The sequence below is a fragment of the Mesorhizobium sp. B283B1A genome (genome assembly GCF_020165735.1).
Taxonomy (GTDB): Bacteria; Pseudomonadota; Alphaproteobacteria; order Rhizobiales; family Rhizobiaceae; genus Mesorhizobium; species Mesorhizobium opportunistum.
Map to the genome: position 1 here is coordinate 119,248 of NZ_JAIUIQ010000011.1, position 11,419 is coordinate 130,666.

Below are 11,419 nucleotides of genomic sequence, written 5' to 3' on the forward strand. Positions count from 1 at the left end.
CATGAAAACCTATTCCGACACCGGCTCCAACACCACCATCCGCGAAAGGCTGGGATTGCGGCCGATCATCAATGTCTCCGGCACAATGACCGCGCTGGGCGCATCGATCGTCGTTCCCGAAGCGATCAGCGCCATGGCCGAAATGGCTTCGCAATGGGTGGAGATGGACGATCTGCAGCGTGCCGCGAGCACGGTCGTCGCGCGCCTCACCGGCGGCGAGGCCGGCTTCATCACCGCCTGCTGCGCCAGCGGCATCACCATGGCGATCGCAGGAGCGATGACCGGAACCAGCCTGCTCGCCATCGAGCGCCTGCCTGACGACACCGGCGACCTCAAGTCGGAGGTCGTCATCCAGCTTGGCCACATCGTCAATTACGGCGCGCCGATCGACCAGTCGGTCCGCGTCGCCGGCGCCAAAGTGATCCCCGCCGGCACCGTCAGCGTCACGCAGGACTATCACGTGCGCGAAGCGATCAACGAGCGCACGGCCGCCGGCCTCTACGTCGTCGCCCACCACACCGTGCAGTACGGCATGCTGTCGCTGGAGGAATTCTGCGAGATCTGCCACGCCAAGGGCGTGCCGGTGATTGTCGATGCCGCTTCCGAATATGATCTGCGCGGCTTCCTCGCGCGCGGCGCCGACGTCGTGATCTACAGCGGTCACAAATTCCTCTCAGGCCCGACCAGCGGCATCGTCACCGGGCGCAAGGACCTGGTACGCTCCGCCTATCTGCAGAACCGCGGCGTCGCGCGCGCCATGAAGGTTGGCAAGGAGAGCATCGCCGGCACCATGGCGGCGCTGGAAGCCTGGGAGAAGCGCGACCACGCCGGCATCCGCCGCCGCGAGGAGGCAGCGCTCAATCTCTGGAAGGACGCTTTGCAGGGACTGCCGGGCATCTTTGCCAACATCATCCCCGATCCGACCGCCAATCCGCTCGACCGGCTGCAGATCTTAGTCTCGCCGGAGAGCCGGTTCAGTGCCGCCGGCCTCGCCTCGGCGCTGGCGGCAGGCTCGCCGCCGATCATCGTGCGCAACCACGAGGTCGAGCGCGGTCATTTCTTCCTCGACCCCTGCAACCTTCACCCCGGCGAGGCCGAGATCGTCGCCGAACGGCTGCGCGCTGTACTGACCGCGAAGGACCGGCCTGCCGATGCGATGAAAGCCGCCCGCAAGGATTCGTCCGGCGTCTTGCGCTGGCCGGATTGAACGCGGAACCAGCATCGACCGGCTAAATCAGGCTGATCACGCGACTGTGAACAGCCTGATTTGCGCACTGCGGGAATAAACCCCAGCTGCAACAAGTCTCCTTGTCATACGCCACTGCTGGCGTTGAGGAGATCGGCATGCCCTATCATCGCGAGCCCGGCGAACATGGTCGCGGCGTCAGCCGTCGCCATGTGCTGGAGCGCATGATCGTCATCGGTCCCTACTCCGTGGTTCTTGACACCGGTGAAGCAGATGAATTCACTTCCAGCAAGGCAGGCGACCTTGCCTGCTCCTGGGGGCTTTACCCCTGCGAGCAAGGCAAAGTCGCTGTCGCGTCCTGAGGCGGCACGCCCGGTCTTGTCCGGAGTATCGGATCATGGTGCTGCTTTGAGCGAGAGGGCGCTGGCGGAACGCTTTAACGAGGTGGTGCTGCCGCATCTCGGCGACGCGCTGGCACTTGCCCGCTGGCTGACCGGCAATGCCGCCGATGCCGAGGACGTCGTGCAGGACGCCTGCATCAAGGCGCATGCCGGGATCGCAGGCTATGCCGGCGGCAATTCGCGCGCCTGGCTGCTGACCATCGTGCGCAACACCTCCTACACCTGGATGGCGCGCAACCGGCCGCGCGGCATGATGGCCGTCGGCGATCTCGGCGATCTCGACGACATGGCGGCCGCGCACGGCACCAGCCTGCCGGACGAGGATGGCCCGGAGGCAAGCCTGATCGCCAGGGCCGATACAGCGGCACTCGAGGCGGCGATCGCCGCCTTGCCGCAGCCGTTTCGCGAAACGCTGGTGCTGCGCGACATCAATGGCCTCAGCTATCGCGAGATAGCGGCCATGCTCGACGTGCCGATCGGCACGGTGATGTCCAGGCTGGCCCGTGCTCGCGGCCTGCTGGCGACTGAACTGGGGAGAGCGTCATGACACACGACGACGGACTGCCCAACGATCCCGAAGGTATCAGACTGATGATCCATGCCCTTGTCGATGGTGAGCTCGATGCGGCCGCCGCACTTGCCGTGGAGCGGCGCATCGCCGCCGACCCGCGGCTTGCCGCCGAGCATGCCCGTATCATGGCCTTGCGGGGAGCGGTGAGCCGCTTGCCGCGCCCCGATGTCAGCGATGCCTTTCGAGCCCGCATCGCGGCGATCGGCATGGCTGGCACCGAACAACAGGCGCAGGCCGGGGCGACGGAGCCGCAGCGTGGCGCACCGTCGGCGCTGCCGGGATTGATCGCAGGTGCCGGCGGCGGCCAGCGACGGGAAGCCGGGACACAGCCTTCCCAGGCGCGGCCATCGTCGAGGGCACGCCGCTTCGGCTCGTTCGATTGGCGCGCCATGGCCGCGTCGATCATGATCAGCGCGGTGCTGGCCAGCGGGGCGACGCAGTGGGTGATGTTCAGCGGCGCGGAAGATGGCTTTGCCGCCGCGGTCGCCAGCGGCCACCGCCGCAGCCTGTTGGCCGCGAGCCCGATCGACATCGTCTCGTCCGACCGCCATACGGTCAAGCCCTGGCTCGATGCCCGGATCGGCGTCTCGCCGCCGGCGCCCGATCTTGCCCAGGACGGCTTCGCGCTGATCGGCGGCCGGGTCGAGGTGATATCGGGCCGCCCAGTGCCGGCACTGGTCTACCGGCACCGCGAGCACCTGATCACACTCGTCGCCGAGCCGCAGCAAGGCGGCAAGACTGCCCAGCCGGACGACCTTTCGTCGGGCGGCTTCTCGATGGTCCACTGGAGCGACGGCGCCTTCTCCTACTGGGCGATCTCCGACATGGAGCGGCCGGAGCTTGACGACTTCGTCGCCCGCTTCCGCAAGGCTGCGGTGTGAGCCAATACGCGGCCACTTCGGCTGCGTATCCTTGCCGTGGCGCCCGAATTCCGCTAAGGCGCGCCTTTGTCGCCGGGAGCATTAGCTTGAACGATCAACGCGCCGACGTCGCCATCATCATGGGCAGCCAGTCCGACTGGGCGACCATGCGCCAGGCCGCCGAAACGCTGGAGGCGCTGGGCGTTCCGCACACGCGGCTGATCATCTCCGCGCATCGCACGCCCGACCGGCTCTACGAATTCGCCAAGGGCGCCAAGGCTGCCGGCTACAAGGTGATCATCGCCGGCGCCGGTGGGGCGGCTCATCTGCCAGGCATGACGGCGGCGATGACGCCGCTGCCGGTGTTCGGCGTGCCGGTGGAATCGAAGGCGCTGTCTGGACAGGATTCGCTGCTCTCCATCGTCCAGATGCCCGCCGGCATTCCGGTGGGGACGCTGGCCATCGGCAAGGCTGGTGCGGCCAACGCCGCCCTGCTGGCCGCTGCCGTGCTGGCGCTGAACGACGACAAGCTCGCCCAGCGGCTCGATGCCTGGCGCGCCTCGCAGACCGCCAAGGTCGCGACCGAGCCGACGGACACACCGTGAGCCTGCCCTCGGGATCGACCATCGGCATCATTGGCGGCGGCCAGCTCGGCCGCATGCTGGCGATGTCAGCCGCCCGCCTCGGCTACCGCACCGTGGTGCTGGAGCCGCAAGCGGATTGTCCCGCCGCGCAAGTCGCCAACCGGCAGATAACGGCCGCCTATGACGACCCGGCGGCCCTTGCCGAACTGGCAGCGGCAAGTGCAGTCGTCACCTACGAGTTCGAGAACGTTCCGGTTGCCGCCGCAGGCGCGCTTGCCGCCAAGGTGCCGGTCTACCCGCCGCCACGCGCCCTCGAAGTGGCGCAGGATCGGGTGGGCGAGAAGACGTTCCTTAACGACATCGGCATTGCCACGGCCGATTTCCGCCCCGTCGACACTGATGACGGACTGACGGCGGCCCTGAAAGTATTCGGCGGCAGCGGCATCCTGAAGACGCGGCGCATGGGTTATGACGGCAAGGGCCAGCGCGTCTTCCGCAACATGGAAACCGGCGGTTTTGCCGGCACCTGCGAGGCGATGGGCAATGTCCCGCTGATCCTGGAAAGCTTCGTGCCGTTCGAACGCGAGATATCGGTGATCGCGGCGCGTGGCCTGGACGGAACCGTGGCTGCCTACGACCCGGCCGAGAATGTCCACCGCAACGGCATCCTCCACACCTCGAGCTTGCCGGCCGCCATCAGGCTTGAAACAGCGCAGGCGGCGCGAGCGGCGGCGGCAAAGATCCTGTCGGCGCTCGACTATGTCGGCGTCATCGGCGTCGAGTTCTTCGTGCTGGCCGATGGCTCGCTGCTGGCCAACGAGATCGCCCCGCGCGTCCACAATTCCGGCCATTGGACCGAAGCCGCCTGCGCCGTCTCGCAGTTCGAGCAGCACATCCGCGCCGTGGCCGGCCTGCCGCTGGGAGACCCGAGGCGTCATTCCGATTGCGTGATGGAGAACCTGATCGGCGACGACGTGCTGCGGGTCCCCGAACTGCTCGCCGAGCCCGACCTGATGCTGCATCTCTATGGCAAGGCCGAGGCGCGCCCAGGCCGCAAGATGGGCCATTTCACCCGCATCAGCCGCCTGGCTTAGTGCATGTCGCCCAAAAGTGACCTCGGTTTTGGGAGAACGACATGCATAAAAACAAGTCGCAAGACACGAGCTATTGCACCTCGTCGCTGTCCTCGTCGGGGCTGGCGCAACTGACATCGCCTTCCTCGCAATTGGCCGCGGCGGCGAGTTGCCTAGTGCGATCATCGGTCAGCCTGGTAAGGCATTGCGAAACCGCCATCGCGTGAATGGAACCGCCTGCGCTGGCGGCCGTGGAATGCGCGCACTCGGCGTCGCGGAAGGTGATCCAGGCACGCTGTGCCACCTGCAGCAATCTCTTGCCGTCGGCATCGTCCGAGTTGATCAGGTCCTGGTAGGCCGCATTGAGCCTAGCGTCGGCGGCCTGATAATCCTCGCCGGCACAGATGTTCATCATTTGCTGACTGTCGTCCGAGCGGTCGCATTCCTGCGCCCGGACAATCGAGGTTCCGGCCAGCAGGACAAGGCAGGCGGACAGGAAAATTCGGCGCATGGTCATCCCCCAAATCACGTCACGGCTGGCGGATCATTCCAGCCGGGCCACGACCATGCAATGCCGCTAGGCCGACATGGCGGATATTTGATGATAAGGCGGAGTGGAGCACGCTTGCGGTTGACACGGACAAGGCTCCTCGTTTATGAGCCACCCACAGTTCAAAGGCGCGTCTTCTGGCGCGCCTTAAAATTTCGACCCGGGACCGGGTCCATACCGACAGGCAAGACCATGAAGATCAAGAATTCGCTCAAGGCGTTGAAGGCACGTCACCGCGACAACCAGCTGGTTCGCCGCAAAGGCCGCGTCTACATCATCAACAAGACCGCCCCCCGCTACAAGGCGCGCCAGGGCTGAGTTTTCGGCCGGAGGCTTTTTGCCTCCGCCAATTGATGCTTGTCGGCCTGCCGGCCTCTCACGCTAAAATCACTTTGATGTTCCGCCGCCCGGGACTAGGATCGGGCGATGCGGATTCTTTTTGCATTCTTGACGGCTTTGCTCGTTTCGGGCGCCCTGCCGGCCTTGGCGGATGACGAGGCGGCTCCGCCGGCAGCCCCGAATGCACCGGCCGCGCCGATGACGAAGCAGGACCGGCTCGACAAGCTGTTCACCGACCTGAAGCGCGAGCGCAACGAAAAGGCGGCCGAACGCATCGCCGGCAGCATCTGGAACGAATGGTCCCAGTCGGGCAGCGCCTCGATCGACCTGATGATGCAATGGTCGCAAAAGGCGATCGAGAACCAGAAGTTCGACGTCGCCCTCGATTTCCTCGATCAGGTGGTGACCTTGCAGCCAAGCTACGCCGAGGGCTGGAACCGGCGCGCCACGGTGCATTTCATGATGAAGAACTACGGCAAGTCGATGTCCGACATCGACCATACGCTGCAGCTCGAGCCGCGCCATTTCGGCGCGCTGTCGGGCCTGGCGCAGATCATGGCGTTGACCGGCCACAAGCAGTCGGCGCTCGAGGCCTGGCAGAAGGTGCTGGTCATCTACCCGATGATGCGCAGCGCCCAGGACCAGGTCGCGACGCTTTCGGAAGAGCTTGCCGGAGAAGGCATTTGAGGCAGTAGGGAATAGGGAGTAAGGCAGTAGGGTTGCAGATTGCACTGTGAAACGCAGCCCTACTGCCTACTGCCTACTGCCTACTGCCTACTGCCTGTTCCAGAACTTATCCCTCCCCACCCCCGTATCTCCCCGAATGAACCTGATCTCCGCCGTACTCGCCTTCCTGATGGCGCTTATCTTTGCCCTTGTCGGCGTCACCCGCGTCGGCTCATGGCTGATCGAGCGTCGCAATCCGCCGATCGGTGAATTCGCCGACATCAACGGCGCGCGCATCCACTATGTCCATGTCCCGGCGCCCGCCAATGCGGACCTGCCGCCGATCGTCTTCATCCACGGCGCCAGCGCCAATCTCCGGGATCAGATGCTGCCGCTGCGGCAACCGCTCGAAGGACGCGCCGAAATGCTGTTCTTCGATCGGCCAGGGCACGGCTGGTCGGGGCGCGGCCCCGGCAACAATGGGGATCCGTCGGCTCAGGCAAGAACGCTGGCCGCACTCATGGATCATCTCGGCATCCGCAAGGCGATCATCGTCGGCCATTCCTTCGGCGGAGCCATAACCACCGCCTTTGGCCGCGAACACGCCGACAAGACGCTCGGCCTCGTCTTCCTCGCGCCCGCGACCCATCCCTGGCCGGGCGGCGCGACTGCCTGGTACTACGACCTGACCACCCTCCCGGTGATCGGCCGGCTGTTCTCCGAAACGCTGGCCTATCCCGCCGGAACGCTGCGGATGGCCGATGCCACCACCTGCGTGTTCTCGCCCAACAAGGTGCCGGACAATTATCCCGGCATGGCCTCGATCCCGCTCGTGCTGCGACCGGCGGCCTTTCGCGCCAACGCCACCGACGTCGCCGGGCTCTATCGCTATGCGCTCGGCGCGGCACCGCGCTACAACGGGATCACGGCGCCGACCGTGATCATCTCCGGCGACCGCGACGAGGTCGTCTATGCGCATATCCATTCCGTCGGCCTGGCGCGTGACATATCGGGCGCTGAACTGATCTGGGTGCGCAATCTCGGTCACAAGCCCGACTGGATCGCCGCCGACCTCGTGGTTGGCGCCATCGGGAAGGTTGCCGGCAAGACCGTCGATCTGGAGGCGATGGCCAAGGTGGTGGAAGCACGGATTGCAGGCGATACATACGGTGCCGGCAAGTGCGCCGACATCAAGGAACCTGAAGCGGAGCTGGCAGCGACCTGATGCGCGTCTCCCGAAAACCGTCATCGCAAGGCGCCATCAGGACCCGAGCGGCATGTACGTCCTGAAGCACGGCATAAAGAGAAACCCCGAAAAGCGATGGGCACTGCCGGATCGCATCTTCTTCGGTCATGGCGCATGCGCCATTCTCGCCGGCACCTTCCTCAAGCATCCCCCTCTGGGGGGATTTTACGCAGAGCGGATCATATCTATGTGACGAACGGCATCGTCGCTTTCGACTACCACGGCTACTCCAGCCGTGAGCGGCTCCTGGTACACCACAGCAAAGGATGGGCCTCGCAAAGTGCGGGATGGCATTGCACGATCGAGAAGGTCGATTTCGATCTGCTCGACACGGCCGAACTCAACCGGCGAAAGATACTGGGCCCGGATCAGTACCTGCACGACCCTATTCCTCGCGCACACCGGTTTCTTCAGCGCAGGGATCACGCTGAAGCCGCGGCACGAGCACTCAGAATTGCGACAGGCTGAAGCCCCGCTTTACCGGCCGGCAGTTTCCGATCCGACATAGGCGATGCGCAGCATGTTGGTCGATCCGGGCGTCCTCAGCGGCACGCCGGCCGTGATGATGACGCGGTCGCCAGGCTTGCCGAATTCCTCTTCGAGCGCGATGCGGCAGGCACGGTTGACCATGTCGTCGAGGTCGGTGGCATCGGGCGAGACGACGCAATGCGTGCCCCACAACAGCGACAGCCGCCTGGCCGTGTTGAGAATCGGCGACAACGCGATGATCGGTACCTGTGGCCGTTCGCGGGCAGCGCGCAGGCCGGTGGTGCCGGATGCGGTGTAGGTGATGATCGCCGACAGTTTCAGCGTTTCGGCGATTTCGCGGGCGGCCAGCGAAATGGCGTCGGCGCCGGTCGCTTCGGGCTCGGAGCGCTGCGCGTTGATGATACCGGCATAGGTCGGATCGGTTTCGACCTTGGCGGCGATGCGGTTCATCATTGCCACCGCTTCGACGGGATAGGCACCAGCCGCCGATTCGGCCGACAGCATGATGGCGTCGGCGCCCTCGAACACGGCGATCGAGACGTCGGACACCTCGGCGCGGGTCGGCACGGGCGCGGTGATCATCGATTCCAGCATCTGCGTGGCCACCACCACCGGCTTGCCGGCGCGGCGCGCGGCGCGCGTGATCTGCTTCTGGATACCGGGCACGGCCTCGAGCGGCATCTCGACGCCGAGATCGCCACGGGCGACCATCAGCGCGTCGGACAATTCGATGATCTCGGCCAGCCGGGCAACGGCTTGCGGCTTTTCGATCTTGGCCATGATCAGCGCCCGGCCGCGTGCGATCTTGCGCGCCTCGGCCAGATCCTCGGGCCTCTGCACGAAGGACAGCGCGACCCAGTCGACGCCCGTGGCGAGCACCGCGTCGAGATCCTTGCGGTCCTTTTCGGTCAGCGCGCCGACCGGCAGGTCGGTATCGGGCAGGCTGACGCCCTTCTTGTCGGAAATCGTGGTACCGGCAACGACGGTGCAGACGATCGACTTGCCGTTGCTCTTCACCGCCTTCAGTTCGAGCTTGCCGTCGTCGATCAGAAGGCGGTGGCCTGGTTCAACCGAGCTCAGGATTTCCGGATGCGGCAGATAGACCCTGGCCGACGTACCCGGCTCTGGATTGTCGTCGAGCGTGAAGGTCTGGCCCAGCGTCAGCACTTCCTTGCCATTGGCGAACTTGCCGACGCGCAGCTTCGGCCCTTGCAGGTCGGCGAGGATGCCGATCGGCCGGCCGACCTGTTCCTCGACGGCCCGGATGCGGCCGACCAGCGTGCGCATCAGTTCGTGATCGGTATGGCTCATGTTGATGCGGAAGACATCCGCACCGGCTTCGAACAGCTTCTTCAGCATCTCCTCGGAGGAGGAGGCCGGACCGATGGTGGCTAGGATCTTGACCTTGCGGCTGCGTCTCATTGACTATTTGTTCCCGGGGCGGCTGGAGCGCCTCCCGTTGCGGGCTCATCGGTCAGCTGGACCATCCAGCTTGCCTGTTCGCCCGTGTCATATTCCTGGAATCCGGCGCGCTGGAAGCCCCGGGCGACGCAGTCGTTTACGCCGGCGATCTTGAACTCTTTTTCAGCCACGCACATGTTGATCGGGCCGTCCCAGCGTCCACCGCGCTCGGCGTCTTCTGCATAAAGATAGTAAAACCTTGATGACAGCGGCCCTTCGATCAACGTCTTGCAGCTCGATCCTTCGATGTGCCACCAGCCTTCGGTGATCCAGCCGGCCTTGGCGCGATAGCCGATGCCAACTCCGATCAGGTTCTGCGTGGCGTTGCAGACACGGAAATCGGCACGCGCCGGCGAGGCCATGACCATTGCCGACATGCCGACGGTCAGGGTCAGGAGCGGCATGGCAAAGACAGAGCGCATGCGCTGCCTGCCGGCGGAACCCATTCCAAAACCCCTCAAGAACCACATCAGCATCTCTCTGCGCCCCTTTTCGGAAAAGTCCGGGCGCATGTCAACGCACCGTTTTGTTCAATTCCAATCGATTTAGAAAGGCTCCGGCGCACAATTCGCCGACCTCCGCCAGATTTCCCGGGAAACCTTGGCCAAACAACGGCATTGCGCAAGCGTCGCCTTCGTGGAATGACGATAGCACCCTCCCCGGAAGCCAGCGAACAGACCATTTCCCGCCAATGACCCGATCCACAGTTTTCGCGCCTTTCGACATTGTCGAGGGCGATCGCAAGCGAGGCATCGTGCTCCTGGCCGATCATGCCCGCCGCGACCTGCCCGACGAGTATGGCAGCCTCGGCCTGCCCCCGGCGGAGTTCGACCGCCACATCGCCTACGATATCGGTGTCGAAGCGGTGACGCGCGAACTCGCCGCCTTGCTCGACGTCCCGGCGGTGCTCGCCAATTTCTCGCGGCTGCTGATCGATCCCAATCGCGGTGAGGACGACCCGACGCTCATCCGCCAGCTCTACGACGGCACGGTGGTGCCCGGAAACTATCCGCTCGCGCCTGAGGAGCGTGAAAGGCGGCTCGACCGCTTCTACCGGCCCTATCACGATGCGGTCGGCGCCATGATAGCTTCGGTTGCGCAAGCGTCCGGTCAGGCACCTTTCATCTTCTCCGTGCATTCCTTCACGCCGGTCATGCAAGGCAGGCAGCGTCCGTGGCATGTCGGGATCCTCTGGGATCGGGATGACCGGGTGGCACGACCGCTGATCGACATGCTGGCCGAGGACAAGAGCCTCGTGGTCGGTGATAATGAACCCTATGACGGCGCGCTGCGCGGCGACACCATGTTCAAGCATGCCATCGTCAACGGCTATGCCCATGCGCTGATTGAAATCCGCCAGGACCTGATATCGGATCAGAAGGGCGCCATCGCCTGGGCTGAACGCCTGGCGCCGATCGTTGACGCCATCGACCGCCGTCCCGATATACATGCGGTAAAGATGTTCGGCTCGCGCACCGGGCCGTTATGACGGAGGTTTTGATGACCAAACTCAGCGATGAGCAGAAACGCGACTTCGACGCCGCCGCCTTTCGCCGGCTGGTCGAGCATCTCAGGGAACGCAACGACGTGCAGAACATCGACCTGATGAACCTCGCCGGCTTCTGCCGCAACTGCCTGTCGAACTGGTATCGCGAGGCGGCAAACGCCGAAGGCGTCGATCTCGACAAGGACCAGTCGCGCGAGATCGTCTACGGTATGCCCTATGCGCGATGGCAGGCGCTTCACCAGACCGAAGCTTCCGAAGCCAAGAAGGCCGAATTCGAGGCAAGGCGGCCCACGGATCATTAGAGCAATCCACGTTCTTCATCGATAATGCTACGCGCCTTCGTCATCCTAGGGCGAAGCAAGGAGCGAAGCGACGCGGCGAAGACCCTAGGATCCATGCCGTGACGGTCGCCAAAAAGCACAGCGGTTCAGAATGATCGCCGCGCCCAGCCGGAGCGAGTTCTGCACCGTAGCATCGCTCAGAAGT

General features: G+C 64.6%; 17 protein-coding genes. 14 read left to right on the forward strand and 3 right to left on the reverse strand.

Translation table 11 applies throughout. The features are described 5' to 3' along the window. The first annotated feature begins 1 nt into the window (after position 1). The 6 genes from LB577_RS12050 (at position 2) to LB577_RS12075 (ending at position 4,696) form a co-directional block, all read left to right on the forward strand. A complete protein-coding gene (locus LB577_RS12050; protein WP_224686861.1) occupies positions 2 to 1,207 on the forward strand; it encodes an aminotransferase class V-fold PLP-dependent enzyme in 1,206 nt (401 codons plus the stop codon). A 137-nt stretch (positions 1,208 to 1,344) separates the two neighbouring features. Continuing rightward, complete coding sequence (locus LB577_RS12055; protein ID WP_224686862.1) at positions 1,345 to 1,548, forward strand: hypothetical protein; 204 nt, start codon at positions 1,345 to 1,347, stop codon at positions 1,546 to 1,548. A gap of 46 nt (positions 1,549 to 1,594) precedes the next feature. Next, on the forward strand, positions 1,595 to 2,134 hold the full coding sequence (locus tag LB577_RS12060; RefSeq protein ID WP_224686863.1) for a sigma-70 family RNA polymerase sigma factor: 540 nt from the start codon (positions 1,595 to 1,597) through the stop codon (positions 2,132 to 2,134). Then, a complete protein-coding gene (locus tag LB577_RS12065) occupies positions 2,131 to 3,039 on the forward strand; it encodes an anti-sigma factor family protein (protein ID WP_224686864.1) in 909 nt (302 codons plus the stop codon). The genes LB577_RS12060 and LB577_RS12065 overlap by 4 nt, the downstream gene beginning before the upstream one ends. An 86-nt stretch (positions 3,040 to 3,125) precedes the next feature. After that, positions 3,126 to 3,623: a 5-(carboxyamino)imidazole ribonucleotide mutase gene (gene purE, locus LB577_RS12070; protein ID WP_023763690.1), complete on the forward strand. Its 498-nt coding sequence runs from the start codon at positions 3,126 to 3,128 to the stop codon at positions 3,621 to 3,623. Next, positions 3,620 to 4,696 (forward strand): 5-(carboxyamino)imidazole ribonucleotide synthase, encoded by a 1,077-nt coding sequence (locus LB577_RS12075; RefSeq protein WP_224686865.1) that lies wholly within the window; start codon positions 3,620 to 3,622, stop codon positions 4,694 to 4,696. The genes purE and LB577_RS12075 overlap by 4 nt, the downstream gene beginning before the upstream one ends. Positions 4,697 to 4,766: 70 nt before the next feature. Here LB577_RS12075 and LB577_RS12080 read toward each other — a convergent pair whose 3' ends face one another. Next, positions 4,767 to 5,186 (reverse strand): lysozyme inhibitor LprI family protein, encoded by a 420-nt coding sequence (locus tag LB577_RS12080; protein ID WP_224686866.1) that lies wholly within the window; start codon positions 5,184 to 5,186, stop codon positions 4,767 to 4,769. A 231-nt stretch (positions 5,187 to 5,417) separates the two neighbouring features. Here LB577_RS12080 and ykgO point away from each other — a divergent pair, with 231 nt between their 5' ends. The 5 genes from ykgO (at position 5,418) to LB577_RS33455 (ending at position 7,944) form a co-directional block, all read left to right on the forward strand. Continuing rightward, on the forward strand, positions 5,418 to 5,543 hold the full coding sequence (ykgO, locus tag LB577_RS12085; protein WP_006327841.1) for a type B 50S ribosomal protein L36: 126 nt from the start codon (positions 5,418 to 5,420) through the stop codon (positions 5,541 to 5,543). 108 nt (positions 5,544 to 5,651) lie between these two features. Further along, complete coding sequence (locus LB577_RS12090; protein WP_224686867.1) at positions 5,652 to 6,251, forward strand: tetratricopeptide repeat protein; 600 nt, start codon at positions 5,652 to 5,654, stop codon at positions 6,249 to 6,251. A 136-nt stretch (positions 6,252 to 6,387) separates the two neighbouring features. Then, positions 6,388 to 7,455, forward strand: coding sequence for an alpha/beta fold hydrolase (locus LB577_RS12095; protein WP_224686868.1), 1,068 nt, complete (start codon positions 6,388 to 6,390; stop codon positions 7,453 to 7,455). Between the two features lie 52 nt (positions 7,456 to 7,507). Further along, positions 7,508 to 7,669 carry a hypothetical protein gene (locus tag LB577_RS33450; protein WP_411969246.1) on the forward strand — a complete coding sequence of 54 codons (162 nt, stop codon included), beginning with the start codon at positions 7,508 to 7,510 and terminating at the stop codon, positions 7,667 to 7,669. Beyond that, a complete protein-coding gene (locus tag LB577_RS33455) occupies positions 7,666 to 7,944 on the forward strand; it encodes a hypothetical protein (protein ID WP_411969247.1) in 279 nt (92 codons plus the stop codon). The genes LB577_RS33450 and LB577_RS33455 overlap by 4 nt, the downstream gene beginning before the upstream one ends. Positions 7,945 to 7,953: 9 nt before the next feature. Here the strand turns inward: LB577_RS33455 and pyk are convergent, their stop codons facing one another. Both pyk and LB577_RS12110 read right to left on the reverse strand, forming a co-directional pair. Beyond that, positions 7,954 to 9,387 carry a pyruvate kinase gene (pyk, locus tag LB577_RS12105; RefSeq protein ID WP_013892581.1) on the reverse strand — a complete coding sequence of 478 codons (1,434 nt, stop codon included), beginning with the start codon at positions 9,385 to 9,387 and terminating at the stop codon, positions 7,954 to 7,956. Then, a complete protein-coding gene (locus LB577_RS12110) occupies positions 9,384 to 9,830 on the reverse strand; it encodes a DUF1036 domain-containing protein (RefSeq protein ID WP_411969250.1) in 447 nt (148 codons plus the stop codon). The genes pyk and LB577_RS12110 overlap by 4 nt, the downstream gene beginning before the upstream one ends. On the opposite strand from LB577_RS12110, the gene LB577_RS12115 reads away from it, so the two are divergent. The 3 genes from LB577_RS12115 (at position 9,787) to LB577_RS12125 (ending at position 11,235) form a co-directional block, all read left to right on the forward strand. Continuing rightward, positions 9,787 to 9,975, forward strand: a complete 189-nt coding sequence (locus LB577_RS12115) for a hypothetical protein (protein WP_198028412.1) — start codon at positions 9,787 to 9,789, stop codon at positions 9,973 to 9,975. The genes LB577_RS12110 and LB577_RS12115 overlap by 44 nt on opposite strands. A 142-nt stretch (positions 9,976 to 10,117) precedes the next feature. Further along, positions 10,118 to 10,915: an N-formylglutamate amidohydrolase gene (locus tag LB577_RS12120; protein WP_224686869.1), complete on the forward strand. Its 798-nt coding sequence runs from the start codon at positions 10,118 to 10,120 to the stop codon at positions 10,913 to 10,915. Between the two features lie 11 nt (positions 10,916 to 10,926). Then, the gene (locus LB577_RS12125; RefSeq protein ID WP_224686870.1) at positions 10,927 to 11,235 is read left to right on the forward strand and encodes a DUF1244 domain-containing protein; all 309 of its coding nucleotides are present in this window, start codon (positions 10,927 to 10,929) and stop codon (positions 11,233 to 11,235) included. The last annotated feature ends 184 nt before the right edge of the window (positions 11,236 to 11,419 follow it).